This window comes from Streptomyces sp. NPDC056883 (assembly GCF_042788835.1).
Lineage (GTDB): Bacteria > Actinomycetota > Actinomycetes > Streptomycetales > Streptomycetaceae > Streptomyces > Streptomyces stoeckheimensis.
The window spans coordinates 172,366-193,413 of sequence record NZ_JBHUBS010000013.1; the positions used below are offsets into that span (position 1 = coordinate 172,366).

At 71.2% G+C, this 21,048-nt stretch carries 18 protein-coding genes; 8 read left to right on the forward strand and 10 right to left on the reverse strand.

What is annotated here, in order from left to right:
* The first annotated feature begins 1 nt into the window (after position 1).
* The gene (locus tag ACFRU2_RS28450; protein ID WP_382977154.1) at positions 2-238 is read left to right on the forward strand and encodes a DeoR family transcriptional regulator; all 237 of its coding nucleotides are present in this window, start codon (positions 2-4) and stop codon (positions 236-238) included.
* Between the two features lie 69 nt (positions 239-307).
* Here ACFRU2_RS28450 and ACFRU2_RS28455 read toward each other — a convergent pair whose 3' ends face one another.
* Positions 308-730, reverse strand: a complete 423-nt coding sequence (locus tag ACFRU2_RS28455) for a hypothetical protein (RefSeq protein ID WP_382977156.1) — start codon at positions 728-730, stop codon at positions 308-310.
* Between the two features lie 269 nt (positions 731-999).
* Between ACFRU2_RS28455 and ACFRU2_RS28460 the strand changes: the two genes are divergently transcribed.
* Positions 1,000-2,211 (forward strand): pyridoxal phosphate-dependent aminotransferase, encoded by a 1,212-nt coding sequence (locus ACFRU2_RS28460; protein ID WP_382977158.1) that lies wholly within the window; start codon positions 1,000-1,002, stop codon positions 2,209-2,211.
* Positions 2,212-2,237: 26 nt separating this feature from the next.
* Here the strand turns inward: ACFRU2_RS28460 and ACFRU2_RS28465 are convergent, their stop codons facing one another.
* A complete protein-coding gene (locus tag ACFRU2_RS28465; RefSeq protein ID WP_382977160.1) occupies positions 2,238-2,879 on the reverse strand; it encodes a biliverdin-producing heme oxygenase in 642 nt (213 codons plus the stop codon).
* Positions 2,876-3,997: a polyprenyl synthetase family protein gene (locus ACFRU2_RS28470; protein WP_382977161.1), complete on the reverse strand. Its 1,122-nt coding sequence runs from the start codon at positions 3,995-3,997 to the stop codon at positions 2,876-2,878. Before ACFRU2_RS28470 ends, ACFRU2_RS28465 begins: the two co-directional genes overlap by 4 nt.
* Before the next feature lie 271 nt (positions 3,998-4,268).
* Between ACFRU2_RS28470 and ACFRU2_RS28475 the strand changes: the two genes are divergently transcribed.
* Positions 4,269-4,667: a hypothetical protein gene (locus tag ACFRU2_RS28475; protein ID WP_382977163.1), complete on the forward strand. Its 399-nt coding sequence runs from the start codon at positions 4,269-4,271 to the stop codon at positions 4,665-4,667.
* A gap of 238 nt (positions 4,668-4,905) precedes the next feature.
* Here ACFRU2_RS28475 and ACFRU2_RS28480 read toward each other — a convergent pair whose 3' ends face one another.
* The gene (locus tag ACFRU2_RS28480) at positions 4,906-5,388 is read right to left on the reverse strand and encodes a hypothetical protein (protein WP_382977165.1); all 483 of its coding nucleotides are present in this window, start codon (positions 5,386-5,388) and stop codon (positions 4,906-4,908) included.
* Positions 5,389-5,531: 143 nt separating this feature from the next.
* Here ACFRU2_RS28480 and ACFRU2_RS28485 point away from each other — a divergent pair, with 143 nt between their 5' ends.
* Genes ACFRU2_RS28485 through ACFRU2_RS28500 form a run of 4 tightly spaced genes read left to right on the forward strand, consistent with a single transcriptional unit; the run spans position 5,532 to position 10,053 of the window.
* On the forward strand, positions 5,532-6,611 hold the full coding sequence (locus ACFRU2_RS28485; RefSeq protein ID WP_382977168.1) for a hypothetical protein: 1,080 nt from the start codon (positions 5,532-5,534) through the stop codon (positions 6,609-6,611).
* A 16-nt stretch (positions 6,612-6,627) separates the two neighbouring features.
* The gene (locus tag ACFRU2_RS28490; RefSeq protein WP_382977170.1) at positions 6,628-7,821 is read left to right on the forward strand and encodes a toxic anion resistance protein; all 1,194 of its coding nucleotides are present in this window, start codon (positions 6,628-6,630) and stop codon (positions 7,819-7,821) included.
* A 5-nt stretch (positions 7,822-7,826) separates the two neighbouring features.
* Entirely contained in the window at positions 7,827-9,446 is a 1,620-nt protein-coding gene (locus ACFRU2_RS28495) for a substrate-binding domain-containing protein (RefSeq protein ID WP_382977173.1), read from the forward strand.
* On the forward strand, positions 9,433-10,053 hold the full coding sequence (locus ACFRU2_RS28500; RefSeq protein ID WP_382977174.1) for a hypothetical protein: 621 nt from the start codon (positions 9,433-9,435) through the stop codon (positions 10,051-10,053). Before ACFRU2_RS28495 ends, ACFRU2_RS28500 begins: the two co-directional genes overlap by 14 nt.
* 66 nt (positions 10,054-10,119) lie before the next feature.
* Here ACFRU2_RS28500 and ACFRU2_RS28505 read toward each other — a convergent pair whose 3' ends face one another.
* The gene (locus tag ACFRU2_RS28505) at positions 10,120-11,961 is read right to left on the reverse strand and encodes a phosphoenolpyruvate carboxykinase (GTP) (protein ID WP_382977176.1); all 1,842 of its coding nucleotides are present in this window, start codon (positions 11,959-11,961) and stop codon (positions 10,120-10,122) included.
* A 220-nt stretch (positions 11,962-12,181) separates the two neighbouring features.
* Here ACFRU2_RS28505 and ACFRU2_RS28510 point away from each other — a divergent pair, with 220 nt between their 5' ends.
* Positions 12,182-12,868, forward strand: coding sequence for a hemolysin III family protein (locus ACFRU2_RS28510; protein ID WP_274549262.1), 687 nt, complete (start codon positions 12,182-12,184; stop codon positions 12,866-12,868).
* A 64-nt stretch (positions 12,869-12,932) separates the two neighbouring features.
* Here ACFRU2_RS28510 and ACFRU2_RS28515 read toward each other — a convergent pair whose 3' ends face one another.
* The 5 genes from ACFRU2_RS28515 to ACFRU2_RS28535 form a co-directional block, all read right to left on the reverse strand.
* Complete coding sequence (locus ACFRU2_RS28515; RefSeq protein ID WP_382977178.1) at positions 12,933-14,018, reverse strand: virginiamycin B lyase; 1,086 nt, start codon at positions 14,016-14,018, stop codon at positions 12,933-12,935.
* Between the two features lie 93 nt (positions 14,019-14,111).
* Positions 14,112-16,529, reverse strand: a complete 2,418-nt coding sequence (locus ACFRU2_RS28520) for a galactose oxidase-like domain-containing protein (RefSeq protein WP_382977179.1) — start codon at positions 16,527-16,529, stop codon at positions 14,112-14,114.
* Between the two features lie 50 nt (positions 16,530-16,579).
* Positions 16,580-17,773, reverse strand: a complete 1,194-nt coding sequence (locus tag ACFRU2_RS28525) for a glycosyltransferase (protein WP_382977181.1) — start codon at positions 17,771-17,773, stop codon at positions 16,580-16,582.
* 6 nt (positions 17,774-17,779) lie between these two features.
* Positions 17,780-19,495, reverse strand: a complete 1,716-nt coding sequence (locus ACFRU2_RS28530; protein WP_382977183.1) for an ArnT family glycosyltransferase — start codon at positions 19,493-19,495, stop codon at positions 17,780-17,782.
* Positions 19,492-20,826: a glycosyltransferase gene (locus ACFRU2_RS28535; protein WP_382977317.1), complete on the reverse strand. Its 1,335-nt coding sequence runs from the start codon at positions 20,824-20,826 to the stop codon at positions 19,492-19,494. The genes ACFRU2_RS28530 and ACFRU2_RS28535 overlap by 4 nt, the downstream gene beginning before the upstream one ends.
* Positions 20,827-21,048: the final 222 nt, after the last annotated feature.

Consider the following 21,048-nt stretch of genomic DNA (forward strand, 5'->3'; position numbering starts at 1 on the left):
CGTGCCCGCGGCGCAGCGCACCCCCGGACGGGGAATGCCTTGCGAGGAGCGGCGCGAGCTGATCGCCGGAGCGGTGCGGGCCACCGGCCGCGTACGGGTCGCCGATCTCGTACGGGAACTGGGCGTGAGCCGGATGACCATCCACCGGGACCTCCAGTACCTGGACGCCCAGGGCCGGGTGCGCCGGATCCGCTCCGGGGCGACGACCGCGATGCCCGCCACGGACGCCACCGCCTGAGCGCCACCCCGAAAGCAGGGGCGGGGCACCACCGACCGACCGGTGGCGCCCCGCCCCTTTTCGCGTTCCTCAGGCCCGCGCCGTCGGCCGCAGGAGCCCGCGCCACCGGGTGCGCTCCGCGACCAGGCAGGCCACCGCGAGGGCCGTCACCGGGACCGCCGCCCACACGGGCCAGGCGGACCAGGACGCCGCCACGGCCACGACGAGCTGGAGCAGCACCAGCGCGATCGTCACGGCGCCCGGCACCGCGACGATCACCTGGGCCTTGTCCCCCGGGGTCGAGAACACCGTGGGCAGGCCGATCAGCAGCACCACGCTCGCCACCGCCGCCGTCACCGACCAGCCGGCCAGCGCCCACGGGGCCGCCACCCAGGCGCACAACTCGGTCGCGAAGCGCAGCACCGAGGGGAGGTCCGCCCCCGGCCCCGCACCCGCCCCTACGCCCGGCGCCGCCCCCGGCCCGACTCCGCCGTCCACCCTCGCATCGCCCATCTCCCCCGCCCCCCGCTCTCCTTGATCACTGCCGCGCGCCGCGGACACCTTAGGACCGGACGGGGTGACGAGCGCAACACCGGTCCGGCCCCCTCCGCCGGACCCACCCATTCCGCAGGCCGGAGCGGGGCCGCGGCCCCGGTTTCCAAGGGCTCGTGGCGCCCGTACCCAAGCTTTGCGCGAAAGGGGACATATCGGTCCGCCGCCCACCCCTCCGCTCCGGGTCGAATAGCGGAGCGCGCCCGCATCGGGACCCGTAAGCTCCCGTCATGCAGGTGATCCAGTCAACGAAACTCGCCAATGTCTGCTACGAGATCCGCGGCCCCGTCCTCGAAGAGGCGATGCGGCTCGAAGCAGCAGGTCATCGCATCCTCAAGCTCAACACCGGCAACCCCGCGGCCTTCGGCTTCGAGTGCCCGCCGGAGATCCTTGAGGACATGCTCCGCAACCTGGGCAACGCCCACGGCTACGGGGACGCGAAGGGCCTGCTCTCGGCGCGCCGTGCGGTCATGCAGCACTACCAGACCAAGGGCATCGACCTGGACGTCGAGGACATCTACATCGGCAACGGGGTCTCCGAGCTGATCCAGATGTCGATGCAGGCACTGCTCGACGACGGCGACGAGGTGCTCGTCCCGGCGCCGGACTACCCGCTGTGGACCGCATCCGTCAGCCTGGCCGGCGGCACCGCCGTGCACTACCGCTGCGACGAGCAGTCCGACTGGATGCCGGACCTCGCCGACATCGAGCGCAAGGTCACCGACCGGACCCGCGCGATCGTGATCATCAACCCGAACAACCCGACCGGCGCCGTCTACGACGACGAGATGCTGCGCGGGCTGACGGACATCGCCCGCCGCCACAACCTGATCGTCTGCTCGGACGAGATCTACGACCGGATCCTCTACGACGGCGCCACGCACACGAACACCGCCGCCATCGCGCCGGACCTGCTGTGCCTGACCTTCAACGGGCTCTCGAAGAACTACCGCGTCGCCGGATACCGCTCCGGGTGGATGGCGGTGTGCGGGCCCAAGAAGCACGCCTCGTCCTACATCGAGGGCCTGACGATCCTGGCGAACATGCGGCTCTGCGCCAACATGCCCTCCCAGCACGCCATCGCCACCGCCCTCGGCGGACGGCAGTCGATCGACGACCTGGTGCTGCCCGGCGGGCGGATCCTGGAGCAGCGCGACACGGCGTACGAGCTGCTGACGCAGATCCCCGGCATCACCTGCGTGAAGCCCAAGGGCGCGCTGTACCTGTTCCCGAAGCTGGACCCGTCCGTCTACAAGATCAAGGACGACCGGCAGATGGTCCTCGACCTGCTCCGCGAGGAGAAGATCATGGTCGTGCACGGTACGGGCTTCAACTGGCCCGAGCCCGACCACTTCCGGATCGTGACCCTGCCCAACGCGAAGGACCTCGCCGACGCGGTCACCCGGATCGGCAACTTCCTCGACGGGTACAGCCAGCCGTAACCACGAGCCGTGGCCACGGGCCGTGGCTACGGGGCGGCGACCAGTCCGGTGGACAGGGCCTCGGAGATCGCGGCGACGTGCTGGTAGGCCCGCCCGGCTGCGGCGAGCACCCGGTCCTGCTCGCCAGGGCCGGGGAGCGCCGCGTTCAAGCGCGCCGCGAAGCGGGCCCAGCGCTCGCGGTCACCGCTGGCGTAGTACGCCACGCCGTCCGTGTCGCGCAGCCCGTAGGCCTCGGCGACGTACCGGCGCAGGATCGCGCCGCCGAGCGTGGAGCCCTCCAGTACGTAGAGGAACCCGAGCAGGGCCGGCGGGTCCGAGGCCGCGGCGGCGCGGATCTCCCGCACAAGGGCGTCCGCCGGTGCGGCCGCGGTGGACGACGGGAACACGCCGTCCTCGGCGAAGTACATCAGGTCGCGGTCTATGCAGGGGAGCTTGACCAGGTCCGCCGACCACACCGAGGTGACGCACGGGTCCGCGGCGCGGGAGAGTTCGCCCTCCAGCGCCTCCAGGACCCGGCGGTAGGCGGCGAGCTGGGTGACGTACCGGTCGAGCGGGAGCGTCCCGGCGAGCATCGCGAGGGAGAAGGGCGTGCCCTCCAGGTCCTGGTGCCGTCCGCGGGTGCCCGCCCGGATGCGGTCGACGACGGTGTGGCAGTCCGTGGGGCTCATGCGCCTTCCCCCTTCAGGAGCGTCGCGTGCAGCCGGTCGATGAGGTGGCCCTTGCGTTCGATCGTCACGTCGAAGTAGCGGGCGCTCTGCTCGGAACGGCACACGCCGCGCACCGCCTCCATCGCCGAGCGCTTCAGCTCCACCGCCTCCGCCGCGAGGAGGAGGAGCGTGCGGCGCAGCTCCGGATGACCGAGCACGAACTCCTTCAGCCGCGCTCCCACCAGCTCGCCCGACGCGCGCAGGTCGGCGGGCGCGGAGTCGAGGAGTTCGAGGAGGACCCGGTTGCTCAGCTGGCCGAAGTCCTCGTGGGTGGCGCGGCCGCCGAACTCGGGCACGAAGTCGGTCAGGTCGTTGAAGAGCTGGCTGGCCAGTCCGAGGTGGCGCATGGCCTCGTCCAGGACCCGCCGCTCGTCCTCCACGACGCCCAGGGCGGCCACCGCCGCGTCCAGCGGCATCCAGAACAGCGTGCCCGTCTTGAGCGCGGCCATCGACTCCCAGAAGGCGACCCGCTCGCCGCGGGGCGCGGCCACCAGTTCGGCGCGGGTGAGCGCGGTGCGCGTGGAGACGTCGACGGCCTGGCCCGTGAGGCCCCGGCCGACCGACCGCAGCAGGCTCCGTACGACGGCCGGGTCGGCCGCGTGCTCCAGCGCCGCGGTGATCAGCAGGGAGCCCGTGTTGAGGGCGAGCGGGATGCCGTGGGTGACGTGGAGGGCGGGCTCGCCGTAGCGGATGCCGCTGCCGTCCTGGATGTCGTCGAGGGCGACCGCGGCCTTCAGCAGGACGCGCACCGCCACGGCCGCGCGGCGGACCGCGGCCAGGTCCGCCGCGGAGTCGTCCTCGCCGGCCCGGCCGGGGAAGCCCCGGTAGTTGCGGTAGGCCCAGAACACCATCGAGGGCCGCAGCGGGGCCCGGACCGCGGGCGCTCCCGCGGTGGGGGCCAGGGCCTGCTGGCCCACCTTCGAGCCGACGGCGTCGGCGACCGGGGCGTACAGGGAACGCCCCAGCGCCGCCTCGTACACCGATTCCGGTGCGGACGGGGCCTGCCGCGCGGGCGCGGTGGTCAAGGAGGCCAGGAAGGCCGCCAGGTCGTCCTCCAGGAGCGCCGCGTCGCTCCGCACCACTGCCTCTACGCCGGATATATCCGATGCACCCGATGCGTCCAGCGCGTGCGACGCGCCTGACGCGTCTGCGGCCCTTGCCATTCCGTCCCCCGAGCATCACACCAGTCGGCCCGCACGTTCCGTACATACGTGCACCGAAAGGAGAAGAGTCGGGGTTGCCCCCCGGCCATTGCAAGACACATTCAAGCCGACACACGGGACCAAGATTCAGCTCAACTTTAGAACGGATCCAATGTAGGATGGTCCCCTGACCACGCAGGAGGACTCCATGTACGAGCCGATTCGCGCCAAGGCGGTCGACCCCCGCATAGGCGTCCACCACAGCGACTACCCCCGCAGCAGCCGCGCCGAAGCCCTGGACATCCAGCTCGCCGGGCACCTCGCCGCGCTGCTCACCGTGACCGACGAGCTCGGCCTCGACGAGGCCGCCGCCGTCGTCGCGGCCCAGGTGACCCGGCTGCGCGGCGCCGAGCCCGCCCGCGCACCGCGGCGGCCCGGCCGGGAGCCCGACGCCGAGGCCGCCGCCGTGCTGCACCAGCGTGCCCACGATCTTGCCGCCCGCGCCCTGCTCGTCGCCGCGTCCCGCGCCGACACCACGGTCGCGATCCTCGCCGCCGAGCGCATGGACGCGCACGCGGCCGCGCTCGACCTCGTCGGCGCCCACTGACGGCCCCGGTCCGGGGCCGCGGAGGCTCCGGACCGGGCGCCATGCCCTGCGGGGCTTGAACCCGCAACCCCCTTCGCCGCTGCCCGGCGGGCGGCCCTGCCCTGCGGGGCGAAGTCCCCTACCCGCCCTTCCACCGTTCCCCGGGCGCTGCCCGGACCCCGTTGCCGCGTGCGGCGCCGTTCCCGGGGGCCAGCCCCCGGACCCCCGCTCCTCAAACGCCGGAGGGGCTGGGTTTGCCCTATCCAGCCTCGCCGGCGTTTGAGGCGCGGGGTCTGGGGCGGAGCCCCAGGGAACGGGCGAAGGGCGGGTCCGGGGCGAAATCAGCCGCCGCGACGCCGCACCACGGGGTCGCGGCCGGGGGCCAGACCGGGCCCAGCGCCTCCGCGCGTTCCGTCGCGGCCGGGCGGACACCCGGGATCTTCACCAGGACCTGCGGGCCCCGGTCGGCGGGGCCCGGCACCGGCTGTTCGCGGAACTCCACCGTGACCACGTAAGCCCCCTGCTCCGGGAAGCCGTTCACCGCCTCGACCGAGGCCACCACGCGTCGGCTCGCCGGGTCGATCCGGCAGTCGGTGATCCGTACGTCGTCCGGCGCGGCCCCCGCCGGCCGCACCGCCGGCCGCCCGCCCGCCCATACGTACAGCCCCAGCGGGGCGAAGACCAGCAGTCCCGCCACGAACACCAGGGCGACCAACCAGCCCTGCCACTTCAACGCGCTCACGCCCATGGCACGATCCTCCCGGCCGCCCGCCCCGGTCACCAGCACCCGCGGGCCCACACAGCATTTCGAAGTGGGACCGCCTGGTCACCTCTCGTTCACTCAACTGCGCGCGGAATGTGGGTTTCCGCGAGCACTCTGCACCCGTGAGACGCATCCTAGGAATCGCCCTGGCGGTCCTCCTGGTCGGCGGCGTGATAGCCGTCATCGCCCTCGGAGGACAGAAGCAGGAGGGCACGGCAACGAAGACCGTGCGTGGCGTCATCGGTTCGGAGAAGTCCGAGTTCTTCCGCGACCCCGACGTCGTCAAGGCCCTTGCAGACAAGGGCTACACCGTGAAGACCGAAACCTCGGGATCCTGGGCGATGGACCAACTCGCCCTCAAGGACTTCGACTTCGCCTTCCCCAGCAGCGCGGAGCCGGCCGCCGGAATCGAGGAGAAGGCGGGCGTGAAGGGCGCCCAGAACACCAAGCCGTTCTTCTCCCCGCTCGTCGTGATCGCCCGCTCCAACGCGGCCAAGGTGCTCAGCGAGCACGGCCTCGCGAAGATGAACGGCAAGAACACCGGCACCCTCCTCCTCGGCCCGTTCCTGAAGGCCGCCGCCGAGGACAAGAAGTGGCAGGAGCTCCAGGGCGGGACCAGCGCCTACCCCGAGCTGGCCGGCACGGTGTTCGTCAAGACCACCGACCCCACCACCTCCAACTCGGGCGCCCTCTTCCTCGCCACCACCTCGAACGTCGCCAACGGCACGGCCGTCGTCTCCGACGACGCCGCCATCGAGCGGACCGCCCCCCTGATGAAGAAGCTGATCTCCGTCCAGGGCGCCCTGGAGCAGAGCACGGACGGCCCCTTCCGCGCCTTCATCAGCGGCAGCGGGGAACCGCTCATCCTCGCCTACGAGTCCCAGGTGGCGAGCCTCCTCCAGCAGAAGCAGGCTCCGGGCGACATGGTGGTCCTGTACCCCGACACCACCGTCAACTCCCCGCACACCTTCGTGCCGATCAGCGAGAAGGCCAGGGAGCTCGGCTCCCTGCTGGCCACCGACCCGAAGCTGCGCTCGCTCGTGGTCCGCCACGGGTTCCGGCCGACGGAGGGGGTGGCCGAGTTCACCACGGCCACCGCGCCGCACACCGCGTACCTCAACTCGGAGCTGGCCGGCCTCCGCCAGGTCGGCGCACCCACCGTCAAGGTCCTGATGGCGCTGGCCGCGCGGGCCAAGGGATAGGGGGAGGAAGATCACCATGACATTGACACCGCCGGAAGACAGCCCGCTCGTCCTCACCGCCCCCGAGCCCGTGGCCCCCGTACGGCGGGAGCAGGCCTCCGGCCTGGTACCGCTCCAGGACGGGGTGCGCGAGGAGATGGCCCGCCGGGCCGGGGAGTACGTCGGCTCGCTGGCCGGCATCGACAGCCGCTCCCCCGAGTTCGCGAACCGCATCGGGGAGATCGCCGGCCTCGGCGCCGCCGACATCCGCGGCGCCGCCCAGCAGTCCAACCGGATGCTGGACCGGGCCGTACGCTCCCTCGGCGCGGACGGCGGCGGCGACGCCCAGGCCCGCGTCGCGGGCTCGCTGGTCGAGCTGCGCCGCACCGTGGAGGACCTGGACCCCAGCGACAGCGCTGCCGGCTCGGGCAGGGGCGTGCGCAAGCTGCTCTCCAAGCTGCCCGGCGGCAACAAGTTCCGCGACCACGTGGCCAAGTACGCCTCCTCCCAGGCCACCCTCAACCGGATCGTCGGCGCACTGCGCGGCGGCCAGGACGAGCTGCGCCGCGACAACGCCGCCCTGCACACCGAGCGCGCCCGCCTGTGGGAGACCATGGGCAAGCTCCAGGAGTACGCGGTGCTCACCGAAGCCCTGGACGCGGCCGTCGAGCAGCGGATCGCCGATCAGACCGACCCGCAGCAGGCCGACGCACTGCGCGTGGACGTGCTGTTCCCCGTACGGCAGAAGCACCAGGACCTGCTGACCCAGCTGGCCGTCTGCGCGCAGGGCTACCTGGCGATGGACGTGGTCCGGCGCAACAACGAAGAGCTGATCAAGGGCGTCGACCGGGCCGCGACCACGACGGTGTCCGCGCTGCGGATCGCCGTGATGCTGGCGCAGGCGCTGACCACGCAGGGCCAGGTCATCAAGCAGATCGACACCCTGCGCGACACCACGGAGGGCCTGATCCGCGGCAACGCGGAGATGCTGTCCACGCAGAGCGGGGAGATCCAGCGGATCGCCGCCGACCCGGCCGTCGGCGCGGAGACGCTGCGGACGGCCTTCGCCCAGATCTACAAGACGCTCGACACCATCGACACCTTCAAGGTGCAGGCCACCGAGAACATGGCCGCCACCGTGGAATCCCTGACCGGCGAACTGCAGCAGGCCTCCGCCTACCTGGCGCGCACCCGCACCGCCGGCGCCCTGGAAGGCGGCGACGCCCGATGAACGGCATGAGCATCCGCAGCGCCCTGCTGCGCCGACGGCTCGCCGCGGCGGTGGCGCTCGCCGCCACCCTGCTCGGGGCGAGCGCGTGCTCGGAGGACCCCGACCACCCGAAGCCGAAGCAGACCGCGTACCAGGAGGGCACGCTGCGGGTCCTGGCCTCCAGCGAGCTGTCCGACATGGACGAGGTGCTGAAGGCGGCGAAGGCCGCCACCGGGGTCGGCGTGGAGCTGACCATGTCGGGCACCCTCGACGCGGTCGAGCAGATCGCCTCCGGCAAGGCGGACGGCAGGTACGACGCCGTCTGGCTCTCCTCCAACGACTACCTGCGGCTGCGGCCCGAGGCCGCGGGCAAGCTGTCGAGCGAGACCCCGGTGATGTCCTCGCCCGTCGCCCTCGGCGTGAAGCCCGAGGCACTGGCCCGGCTGGGCTGGAAGCCCGAGTCGGTGACCTGGTCGGCGGTCCACGAGGCCGTGGCCGGCGGGAAGCTGACGTACGGGATGACCGACCCGGTGCGCTCCAACTCCGGCTTCTCCGCCCTGATTTCGGTGGCCTCGGGACTCTCCGGCGCACAGGCAGCGCTGACCGACGCCGACGTGGCGAAGGCACAGCCGATGCTGAAGGGGTTCTTCACCGGGCAGAAGCTGACCTCGGGCTCCTCGGGGTGGCTGGCCACGGCGTACGCCCAGCGCGGGGACGTGGACGCGCTGGTGAACTACGAGTCGGTGCTGCTGTCCATGAACCGGGACGCGAAGACGAACCTGACGGTGATCCGGCCGCTCGACGGCGTGGTCACCGCCCACTACCCGCTGACCCTGCTGACCTCGGCCCCGGCCGGGGCCCGCGAGTCGGGGCGGGCGCTGACCGAGTACCTGAGCGGCGCCGAGGCGCAGAAGGCGATCACCGAGAAGACCTTCCGGCGGCCCGTCGCGGCCGGGGTGACCCCGGCGGCCGGGCTGAACCCGGACAAGCGGCGCGAGCTCCCCTTCCCCGGCACCCGGTCGGTGGCGGACGGGCTGCTGGCCAGCTACGAGAACGAACTGCGCCGGCCCTCGCGGACGGTGTACGTGCTGGACACCTCGGGTTCGATGGCCGAGGAGGACCGGATCGGCCGGCTGAAGGCGGCGCTCACCGACCTGACGGGGACGGGGAGTTCGGGGACCGGGGAGCGGTTCCGGGACCGTGAGGAGGTCACGCTGCTGCCCTTCGGCGACAAGGTGAAGAAGGTCCTGACGCACACGGTCGAGCCCGGCAATCCGGGACCCGCCCTGGACGCGATCCGGGGGGACGTGAAGTCGCTGCAGCCCGACGGGGGCACGGCCATCTACAGCAGTCTGCAGGCGGCGTACCAGCAGCTGGGCAAGGGCAACGCGGACGCCTTCACCTCGATCGTGCTGATGACGGACGGCGAGAACACCGCGGGCGCCGGGGCCAAGCAGTTCGACGCCTTCTACGCGGGGCTGCCCGAGGCGCAGAAGCACACCCCGGTCTTCGCGGTGCTGTTCGGCGACTCGGACCGCAAGGAACTCGCCCACATCACCGAACTGACCGGCGGGCGGCTCTTCGACGCCACCGACGGCAACGGTTCGCTGGACGGAGCCTTCGAGGAGATCCGTGGCTATCAGTAGGCCGCTCGGCGCGCGGCTCCTCGGATTCCTGGAGTCGAAGAAGAACCTGGCCGGCAGCGCCTGCGGGCTGGTCGGGGTGGGCCTGACCCTCACCGGGGTGGCCGGCACGTACTGGCCGGTGGTGGTCGCCGGGCTGTACGGGGCGGGCGCGCTGGTCGCCCCGCCGGACGTGGCGGCGCCGCCGGTGCCGCCGGAGCCCGCCGAGCAACTGGGCTTCGTACGGGAGGACTTCGCGCGACTGCAGGAGTACGTCGGCGAGGTGGACCTGCCGGCGGAGCCCGCCGAGGTGCTGACCGGGCTGCTGGAGCTGTACGCGGCGATGCTGGAGCCGGGCTGGGTGGCGGGGGTCCTGGGCGCCGACCCGGAGGCGGTGCACGCGCTGACCCGGGCCATCCGCACGGACGTGCCGGAGTGCGTGGACACCTACAACCGGACCCGCTGGTGGACCCGGCTCACGGCGGGCGGCGAATCGCCCGAGCGCCACCTGGAGCGGCAGCTGACGCTGCTGCGGGAGGAAGCGGAACGCATGACGGCGGACCTCCGTGAAACGGAGGCCCGCCGTCAGCAGACGCACACGACCTATTTGGAAGGCCGCAGGGAATCCTGAGTCGGGGAATCCCGCGTCAACCCGTGGCCGGGGACAGCCGGCCGCAGGAGTTCGGTGGGGGCTGGATCAGCCCAGGCGCTCGACGAGCGCTTCGTACTGGTCCCACAGTTCCTTCGGCGTGTGGTCGCCGTAGGTGTTCAGGTGCGCCGGGACCAGCGAGGCCTCGTCGCGCCAGACCTCCTTGTCGACCGTGAGCAGGAACTCCAGGTCGGCGGCGGGCAGGTCCAGGCCGTCGGTGTCCAGGGAGGCGACGGTCGGCAGGATGCCGATCGGGGTCTCCACGCCCTCGGCGGTGCCGTCGAGGCGCTCGACGATCCACTTCAGGACGCGGCTGTTCTCGCCGAAGCCGGGCCACACGAACTTGCCCGCGTCGTTCTTGCGGAACCAGTTCACGTAGTAGATCTTCGGGAGCTTGGACTGGTCCTTGTCCTTGGCGACGTCGACCCAGTGACCCATGTAGTCGCCCATGTTGTAGCCGCAGAACGGCAGCATGGCGAAGGGGTCTCGGCGCAGCTCGCCGACCTTGCCCTCGGCGGCGGCGGTCTTCTCGGAGGCGATGTTCGAGCCGATGAAGACGCCGTGGTTCCAGTCGAAGGACTCGGTGACCAGCGGCACGGCGGAGGCGCGGCGGCCGCCGAAGAGGATCGCGGAGATCGGGACGCCCTTGGGGTCCTCCCACTCGGCGGCGATCGTCGGGCACTGCGAGGCGGGGACGGCGAAGCGGGCGTTCGGGTGGGCCGCCGGGGTGTCGCTCTCCGGGGTCCAGGCGTTGCCCTTCCAGTCGATGAGCTGCGCGGGCGCCTCTTCGGTCATGCCCTCCCACCAGACGTCGGAGCCGTCCGGGGTGAGCGCGACGTTGGTGAAGACGGTGTTCGCGTACATGGTCTTCATGGCGTTGGCGTTGGTGTGCTCGCCGGTGCCGGGGGCGACGCCGAAGAAGCCGGCCTCGGGGTTGATCGCGTAGAGGCGGCCGTCCTCGCCGAAGCGCATCCAGGCGATGTCGTCGCCGACGGTCTCCACGGTCCAGCCGGGGATCGTGGGCTCCAGCATGGCGAGGTTCGTCTTGCCGCAGGCGGAGGGGAAGGCGGCGGCGATGTACTTCGCCTCGCCGGCCGGCGGGGTGAGCTTGAGGATGAGCATGTGCTCGGCGAGCCAGCCCTCGTCGCGGGCCATGACGGACGCGATGCGCAGGGCGTAGCACTTCTTGCCGAGCAGGGCGTTGCCGCCGTAGCCCGATCCGTAGGACCAGATCTCGCGGGTCTCGGGGAAGTGCGAGATGTACTTGGTGGTGTTGCACGGCCACGGCACGTCGGCCTCGCCCTCGGCGAGCGGAGCGCCGAGGGTGTGGACGGCCTTGACGAAGAACCCGTCGGTGCCGAGCTCGTCGAGGACGGCCTGTCCCATCCGGGTCATGGTGCGCATGGCGACCGCGACGTAGGCGGAGTCGGTGATCTCGACGCCGATCGCGGAGAGCTCCGAGCCGAGGGGGCCCATGCAGAAGGGGACGACGTACATCGTGCGGCCCTTCATGGAGCCGCGGAAGATCCCGCCCTCCTCGCCCTTGCCGGCGAAGAGCTCCTTCATCTCGGAAGGGGCCTTCCAGTGGTTGGTCGGGCCCGCGTCCTCCTCCTTCTCGGAGCAGATGAAGGTCCGGTCCTCGACGCGCGCGACGTCGGAGGGGTCGGAGGCGGCGTAGTACGAGTTCGGGCGCTTGGCCGGGTCCAGCTTCTTGAAGGTGCCCTTGGAGACGAGCTCCTCGCAGAGGGCCTCGTACTCGGCCTCCGAGCCGTCACACCAGACGATGCGGTCAGGCTGGGTGAGGGCCGCGATGTCACCGACCCAGGAAATGAGCTCCTGGTGCTTGGTGGGGACGTCGGAAGTGGTGCCAGCCGCGATGTCGCGCGCCACGATCGCTCCTTGTTGAGGGGTTTGATTTGTGATTGCCCCGTGGGGGCCGCGACCCGGACGCTTCGCGCTCCGCTCATCCGGTGTCGACCGCACTCATCTGATCATCCGGTGCGTGTGCGCATATGTCCAGGGGGCCTCTCACGTGAGCATCGCCACTCCGGTCAATCTTCCGTAAAGCGCACTAACGGAAACCTACGCAACCGTAGGTAGCATGGCGGGCATGACTTCCGACGCCGCTGCCGTGGCCGCTCCGATGGTCGAAACCGCCGATCAGGAGACCAAGCCGCTCATGCGCGGCTGGCTCCACACCGGCATGTTCCCCGCCGTGGTGATCGCCGGCCTCGCCCTGATGGCCTTCACGGACTCGACCCGGGCCCGGGTCGCGTGCGGGGTGTACATCCTCACCGCGTGCCTGCTCTTCGGAGTCAGCGCCGTCTACCACCGCGGTACGTGGGGCCCGCGCGGCGAGGCCATCCTGCGGCGGCTCGACCACGCCAACATCTTCCTGATCATCGCGGGCACCTACACCCCGCTGACCGTGCTGCTGCTGCCCGACTCCACCGGGCGGACCCTGCTGTGGGCGGTCTGGATCGCGGCCGCGGCCGGCATCGCCTTCCGCGTCTTCTGGGTCGGCGCCCCGCGCTGGCTGTACACCCCCTGCTACATCGCCATGGGCTGGGCGGCGGTCTTCTTCCTCCCCGACTTCATGCGCACCGGCGGCATCGCCGTCCTGGTGCTGGTCATCGTCGGCGGCCTGCTCTACAGCGTCGGCGGCGTCATCTACGGCATGAAGCGCCCGAACCCCTCCCCGCGCTTCTTCGGCTTCCACGAGGTCTTCCACTCGCTGACCCTGGCCGCCTTCGTCGCCCACTACGTGGGCATCTCGATCGCCGCCTACCAGCACTGAGCCGACTCCTCCGGACCGTACGGGCGGCCGCGCCCCCGCCGCCGCACGGTCCGAAAGGGAGGACTCAGGGCTTGTCGTGGCCGTGACCGTGGCCGACCGTCACGCGTCCCACCCTGTTGCCGACCAGCTCCGTGAACCACATGTTGCCGTCGGGCCCCTTGGCGATGTGGAACGGCGTGTTGTCCAGGTTCGGGGTGGGCAGCGTGAACTCGGTGAGCTCGCCCCGCGGGGTGATCCGGCCGATCCGGTTGCGGTTGGACTCGGTGAACCAGATGTTTCCGTCCGGGCCCGCCGCGATGCCGATCGGGCCGCTGTTGGCGTCCGGCAGCGGGAAGCGCCGGACGTCGCCGCGCGGAGTGATCCGGCCGACCTCGGCGGCGGGGGCACCACCGTCGGTGTACCAGAGGTTCCCGTCCGGGCCGGCGGCGATGTTGAACGGGGCGCCGTCGGGATTCGGCAGGGCGAACTCCTTCACCTCACCGCGCGGCGTGATCCGCCCGATCTTGTTGATGCCGGGCAAGGTGACCCACAGGTTCCCATCCGGGCCGGTGGTGATCCGGTACGCCTGGCTGTCGGGCGTCGGGAGCGGGAACTGCGTGATCTTGCCGCGGGGCGTGATGCGGCCGATCTTGTTGGCTCCGGACTCGACGAACCACACGTTGCCGTCCGGCCCCTTGGTGATGCCGAAGGGGAAGCTGTCGGCCTGCGGCAGCGGGAACTCGGTGATCTTGCCCTGCGGGGTGATCCGCGCGACGTGGTTGTGCAAGGGCTCGGTGAACCACAGATTGCCGTCGGCGCCGGAGGTGATGTCGTCCGCGTACCGCTCGGGGTGGGGCAGCGGGAATTCCTTGATCTTGCCGTGCGGCGTGATCCGGCCGATCTTGTTGACCGGTGCCTGGATGGTGAACCAGACGTTCCCGTCGGGGCCGCCGGTGATCCCCGCCGGGTTGGCACCCTCGGTCGGCACCGCGAACTCGACGATTCTTCCGACAGGGTTCGCATCGGATCCATCGGCCCCGCCCGTCCCGTGCTGCCCGGCGAAGGCCGGGCCGGGCACGCTGAGCAGGGTGCAGGCGAACAGGACGGCGAGGCGCCGCCACCGGGCCGGAGCTCGGTGGCGGCGCTGGCTGGGCAGGGTGGTCTCGGGCATGGGCCCAAGGTAGAAGGAACGTCCTATTCCGGATGGTTTTGACGGGCTGTCAAACGGGTGCTCCTACCCTCTGCCCTGCCCCTGCCCGGGTGCTCAGCAGGCGTATCCGTCACCGTCCGGGTCCAGGCGGAGCGGATCGCTGCCGTTGACCTTCAGGCGCGCCGGGTACTTGTGGGCGGCCAGCCAGTCGCAGCGGGCCTTCGTCGTCGCCTTCACCTCCGCCGGGAACCGCGTGGGCACGCACACGTTGGCCGTGCCGTAGTGCCGGTCGCAGCCGGCCACGTTCGGGGCCACCGGGGCCGAGTCCCGCTTCGCGGGGTTCTGCTTCGGGGCCGCCAGCTCGCTGGCGAAGGTGTGCTCGTGCGCGGACGGGGGCTCGGCGGTGGCCGCCAGGGCCGACGGGCCGCCCAGGTGCACCCACTTCGCGATCGACGGGATGCCGTTCGCGTCGACCGCGAAGAGCATGTACCAGCCGGGCGGAGCCAGGTTCGGGTTGCTGGTGACGTTCAGGTCGATGGTGGTGCCGTTGACGACCGTCAGCGGCAGGTCCACGAACCGCTGGTTCGGGTCCGAGGAGTGGGTGACCGCCGCCGGACGGATCAGCTCCGCCTTGGCGACCGCCCGGTTGACGGTGATCCGCTGCGTGTCCCCGTACGTCCACTGGTTGTCGATCACCGAGGTGATCTGCGGGCGCGCCCCCTTGAAGAGGTACGGCGGGGTGTAGATCGACACGTTGTGGTTGTACGTGCCGTTGCCCGGGTTGTCCCCGACCGACATGACGCGGCCGTCCGGCATCAGGAACGACGCCGAGTGGTACGTCCGCGGGATCGGGTCGGTGGCCAGGCCCGCCTGGTAGGTGTTGGTGGTCGGGTCGAAGAACGAGGCCTCGTACACCGGGTCGGCCCGGTCGTGCAGCCCGCCGCCGGTCTCCAGCACCTTGCCGTCCGGCAGCAGCACCGCGGACACGAACATCTTGCCCTCGGCGCCGGTCTGCGGCCGCTTGCCCTGGCCCTGGTCGACCAGGCCCTGGGGGATGTCCGGGCCGGCCGTGTAGGCGGGGCTCGGCTTCTTCAGGTCGATGATGTCCGTGAGCCGGTTCGCGGCCGGGTTGCGCTCGTTGTTGCCGCCGCCGATGGTCAGGACCCGCTGGTCCTGTGCCGGGGGCAGCAGCACGCTCGCCGACTCGTCGCGCTCGTCCTTGTTCCGCAGGCCGGGGACGTCGGTGATGGTGTTGGCGTCGTAGTCGTAGACGGAGGCGCCGGTGCCCGGGGTGCCGTTGCCGAAGGTGTGGCTGCCCGAGTAGAAGAGCCGCCCGTCCTGCATGAGGATCATCGACGGGTACAGGCCCCAGTACGACCAGGTCTGGTTGACCTCGTTCATCGGCAGCCACTTGTTCTGCGCCGCCGAGAACTTCTCCGCGGTCACGTTGCCCGTGGAGTCCTCCTTCAGCCCGCCGAAGGAGATCACGTCACCGTTGCCGAGGACCGTCGCGGACGGGTACCAGTGCCCGCCGTTCATGTCGTTCGTCTTCGTGTACTTCTCGGTCGCCGGATCGAAGGTGTACGAGTCCTTCAGCCCCTGGTAGCCGATCGTGCCGTCCGCCGAGGGGTAGCCCTTGTTGCCGCTCATCACCAGCACCCGGCCGTCGGCCAGCTGGACGTGGCCGGAGCAGAACATGTCCACGGGCGTCGGGATCGTCTTGAACGAGCCGTTCGCCGGGTCGTAGACGGCGGAGGTGAAGGTGCCCGCGTTGAACTGGGCGATGTCGTTGCCCGAACCGGCGATCAGCAGCACCTTGCCGTTCTTCAGCACGACGGCGTGCATGGAGCGCACCGGGTTCTTGGCGGCGATCACCTCCCACTTGCCCTTCGCGCACTCCGTGGCCGTGCCCGTGCAGGTGGGCTGCGGCGGGGTGACGCCCACCTCCTCCAGCGCGTAGTCGTCGGTGGTGAGCGTGCCCACCCCGTAGACGGACAGGCCCCACACGATCTTGTCGGTGTTGGGCGGGACCGCCGGCGTACGGACCGAGGTGCGCGCCCACGCGGCACTGACCGGGGGATTCTGCAGGTCGGTCCAGTACTGCCAGCCGGCCGCCGTGTCGTGGCGGAACACCGTCACCGACACGTCCGGGGTGTTCGACTTGTACCAGGCCGACAGGTCGTACTGCTTGCCCGGCACGACCGTCGGGGCGCAGGTGCCGTTCTCGGTGACCAGGGCCTTGCGGTCGCCGTCCACCCGGCGGGTGAGCGAGACCTTCATCGCCTTGGTGCCGGAGTGCGCGTCGGCGACGGTCGCGAAGGTGAAGTCGTTGTCGCCCCAGCCGGATTTCGACCAGCAGGACGGCATGTCGGAGCCGGCCGGGCCGGCGGTCTCGAAACCGGGGTTGGTGAGCAGGTTGGGCGGTCCGGCCGTGGCCTGCTGCGGCGCGGTCAGCAGCAGGCCCGCGGTCATCGCCCCGACGGCCAGCAGGGCGGCCCGCCACCGTGCCCTGCCCCGGATCTTCCTTCGCATGGGGAGCATCCCTTCGTGCGGCTCAACGCGTGCGGTTCAACTCGTGCGACTCAACTCGTGTGCGTGCGGCCCGCCTTGCGCGGAAGGTAGACGAGTGCCTCCGTCGCGGCGAAACGCAGGACGAAGGTGGTGACCAGGGCGAGCGCGGTCGCGGACAGGACCCCGAAGCCCCACGTGCCGACGAACACCGCGATCAGCGGGATCCGCAGCAGCAGATCGGCATTGGCCAGCAGCGTGAAGCGGCCGAGGCGATCGGCCCAGTGCCGGTGCCGGCGCCGGTCGCGGAAGAGCAGGGTCTCGATGAGGAGGAAGTTCCACAGCACCCCGGCCTGGTTCGCCACCACCTCGGCGACCAGGTAGTTCATGCCGGTGTGCGTGAGCATCCACAGCGCGGCCAGGTTCGGGACGAAGCCGGAGAGCCCGACCAGACCGAAACCGATCATGCGGGCCAGCGGGGTCGCGGAGCGCAGCGAGGCCAGGTGGGTGAGGAAGCGCAGGCCCTCGCGGGCGGTGGACTTCGACTCCCCCGAGAAGCGGTCCTGGAAGACGAAGGGCACCTCGGCCACCCGCGCCGGCCGGCAGCGCACGGCCAGCTCCAGCAGGATCTTGTAGCCCAGGGGCTTCAGCGCCTCCTTGGTGGCCGCCGAGCGGCGCATCGCGAAGAACCCGCTCATCGGGTCGCTGATCCCGCGCAGGGCGCGCGGGAAGAGCCCCTTGGTCAGCCAGGTCGCTCCGCGCGAGACGGCGATCCGGTAGCTCCCGGCGAGCCCGGCCCGGCTGCCCCCGGCGATGTAGCGGGAGGCCACGACGAGGTCGGCGCCGGTGCGGGCACCCTCCCCGACGAGCTCGGGGACCAGGTGGGGCGGGTGCTGGAGGTCGGCGTCCATGACGACGATCCAGTCGGTGTCCGCCCGGCCGATCCCTTCCACGACGGCCCCGCCGAGCCCGCCGTCGGGGCTCTCGCGGTGCAGGACCTCCACCGGGAAGGCGCATTCCAGGGCGGCCTTCTCGATGACGGCCGGGGTGTCGTCCGTGGAGTCGTCGACGAACAGCACCGACACGGGCAGGTGGGCGGGGAGCGCGGCGGCCAGCCTGCTCAGCAACTCGTCGATGTTTCCGGACTCGTTGAAGGTCGGGATGATGAGGGTGACGCTGCCCGGGGCGGGCGCCTCGTCGGCGGCCTCCGGCAGGTGCGGGGCGCTCGGTTCGTGCAGGGCGTGCGGGGCCCACAGGTCTTCGCTCATGCCGGATCAACTCCCGTTGACGGTGCGGGACGTGGCCGTGGGATCGCTGCTGTCCGTGCGCCGGATCTCGATGCGGTCCTCGCCCTCGCCGAAGACGGCGACCGGTGTCGAGTGCTCCAGCGCGGCCTTCACGTTGGGCAGTTGCGCCGCGTCGCGCCGGACGGTGGGCGAGGAGACCACGTAGTCGATGTCCCGCCAGCCGCCCGGCAGGGTCTTGGTGACCGCCGGGTCCAGGTCGGCCTTGTAGAACCAGATGGCGCCGAGCCCCGGGTCGAACCCGTGGTGGACGGCGTCCAGCCACAGCGCGTCGTCGACCAGCACCCGGGTCGTGGCGGGCTCGCGCACCTCGCGCCCGAGCCAGGCCGCGGCCTGCCGGTACGGGGCGTTCGCGTCGACGGTGAGGGCCGTGCGGTTGCCGTCGTACCAGCGCGGCAGGAGGTACAGGGCGGCCGAGGCGGCCAGGACGCCGATCAGCGCCCACCGTCCGTAGGCCAGGGCGCGCCGCTCCCCCGGCGCACGGCGGCGGCGCAGCACGGCGTGGGTGACGCTGGCCGCGCCCCCGGCGAGGACCAGCGCCAGGAACGGCAGCGCCTGGATCACGTACATCGCCGGGAGGTAGCCGGAGGGCCGCAGCGCGACGAGGCCGAGGATGACCACGGCCAGCGCCGGTCCGGCGAGCGCCCGGGCCGTGACCGACCAGCGGATGGTGACGAGGAGCAGCACCGCGCCGGCCAGACCGCCGAGCGGCAGCACGGTGTCGTAGTACAGCCAGGACTCGAAGACCCCGTGCGAGCCGGAGCCGGGGTCGAGGATGAAGCCGGAGCCTTCCCGGCCCATCTGGTAGACGATCCCGCCGATGAGGGAGACGTGGCCGGAGCCGGGCAGCAGCTCGGCGTTGAGCAGCGCGTACAGGGGGTACGTGATCCCGATGAGCACGCAGGCGGTGACGGCGCCGGTGACGGCGAACTTGCGGGTGTCCCGGTGGCTGTGGCGCCACATGGTCACCAGCAGCGCCGGGAGCACCACCAGCATCGTCTCCTTCGTGAGCACGGCGGTGGCGGCCGCCAGGCCGGAGGCGAAGTGGTGCCACAGGTGCCGGCTGGGGGACGCGGCGAGGCAGAAGGCCAGCAGCATCCACATCACGGCGATGTTGTCGAGGAAGATCTCCCGCTGGAGCACGACGGAGAGCGGGGAGAGCCCGAACAGGCCCATGGCGAGGCCGGCCGCCCAGCGCGGCAGCCAGAGCCGGCGCGCGAGCACGTAGAGCAGGACCGCACTGGCGGCGGACACGGCGAGCATGGAGAAGCGCATCGGCGCGACGGTCATCGCGTCGGGCACGAACAGGGACGGCAGGTACGTCAGGCCCGCTATCTGGATCCAGCCGAGCGGGGGATGGTCGTACCAGTAGGTGTAGTGGGCCAGGCCCTTGCCCTGCTGGACGGCCCAGGCCTGCGCGAGGTAGGTGCCCTCGTCGTCGCTGAGGGTCGGGAAGTTCGTGATGTTCCAGCCCTGCACGAGGAGGATCGCCAGCAGCAGGGCACCGCAGAGCAGCAGGTCGGGGCGGGAGGAGCGGAAGCGGACGAGCGGCCGGGCCGGTGCGGGCGGGCGGACCCCGAGGCCGCCGGTCCGCTGGCGCGGGATGAGGGCGGCATCGGCGGCGGCGGAGTCGGTGGCTGTCGAACCGGGCGCGGGCTCAGTGGCCGTGGGCAGGGTGGCGGTCACCGGGGGCTGTCCTCTCGGGTGAGGGTCTTCGGGCTGCTCTGACTGCTCGGGCTACTCGGACTGCTCGGACTGCCGGGGAGGGCGCCGGACGGGGACGCGAGGTGGGCTCCGGTGTGGCTCGTGAGCTCCCACTCGTTGCGTCCGCGCTGCTCGCGCCAGACCGCGCGGATCGCGGCGCCGGCCAGCATCACCTGGTAGAACGGTCCGCCGACCACGAGCTTGACGTAGTGCAGGAAACGCACCCGCAGCCCGTACTGGCGGCCGAAGTCGTGCAGGCCGACCACTTCGAAGACGAAGGTCGCGATCGCGGTGATCATCGGCAGGAAGGTGACGATCGCGACGCCGACGGGCACGTCGAGGAAGACCGCCACGGCGAAGTTCACCGGGATGATGACCCCGGAGGTGGCCTGCATGAACGGGGACATGAGCGTGTAGCGGGCCAGCAACCGCTGGCCGCGGCCGGGCAGCTGCTGCCAGTCCTTCTTGCGGTAGACCTGGAGGAAGCCCTGGTTCCAGCGGGTGCGCTGCTTGAGCAGGCTGACCAGGGAGCCCGGGGTCTCCTCGCGGGTGACCATGTCGGAGTCGTAGGCGACGACGACCTTCTTGCCGACGGAGGACAGCCGTACGCCCAGGTCGCAGTCCTCGGCGAGGCAGTGCGGGTCCCAGCCGCCGGCCTCGCGCAGGACCTCGGTGCGCACGAAGACGGTGTTGCCGCCGAGCGGGATGAAGCCCTTCTCGGCGTGCAGGTGCAGCCGGGAGCGGAACCAGAAGAAGTACTCCAGGCAGTTGCGCAGGCTGTACCAGCTGGAGTGGAAGTTGATGAGCTGGACCCCGCCCTGGACCACGTCGGCGTCGGTGGAGCGGAAGGCGTGGTCCACGTGGGACAGCAGCTCGGGATGGACCTGGTCCTCGGCGTCGAAGACCCCGACGATGTCGCCCCGGCAGTGCGGGAGGGCGGTGTTGAGGGCCTTCGGCTTGTTCTTGACCTCGTGGTGGTCGGTGACGACGCGTACGAGACCGGGCGCACGGGCGGCGGCGCGCTCGGCCACCTCGGCGGTCCCGGGGTCGTCGTGGCCGACGATCACGATGATCTCGTAGTCGCGGTGGCTCGATTCCAGGAGCCGTTCGATGGTGTGCTCCAGGACCGCCTGCTCGTGGCGGGCGGGCAGCAGCAGGGAGAAGGCCAGCCGGCCGCCGCCGTCGGGGCGGTCGAAGCGGGTCGAGGCGAGCGTCTCGGGCGTCCGCCAGGCGTGCATCTGCCACCAGAGCGTGAACGCCGCCATCCAGAAGAGCGCGAGCGATACCACACAAATGAACACCGATATGAACAAAGCGTCCCCCACAGACATGCCGCAACCCCAGGCGGCGATCCCCAAACCCCCCGGGGACGGGCGTGTACGGCAGGCTCCCCAGCCCGCCGCCCTCGCCCCGTCCCCGATTCCCCCCGCGTGCGCAACCCCCGGTGCGCGCTACCCCGGCACACCCTGGCGCCGAGAGTGACCGATCAGTGACTCCGAAGTCATGAGACTAGGAGGCGAACATGACGCGTAGGC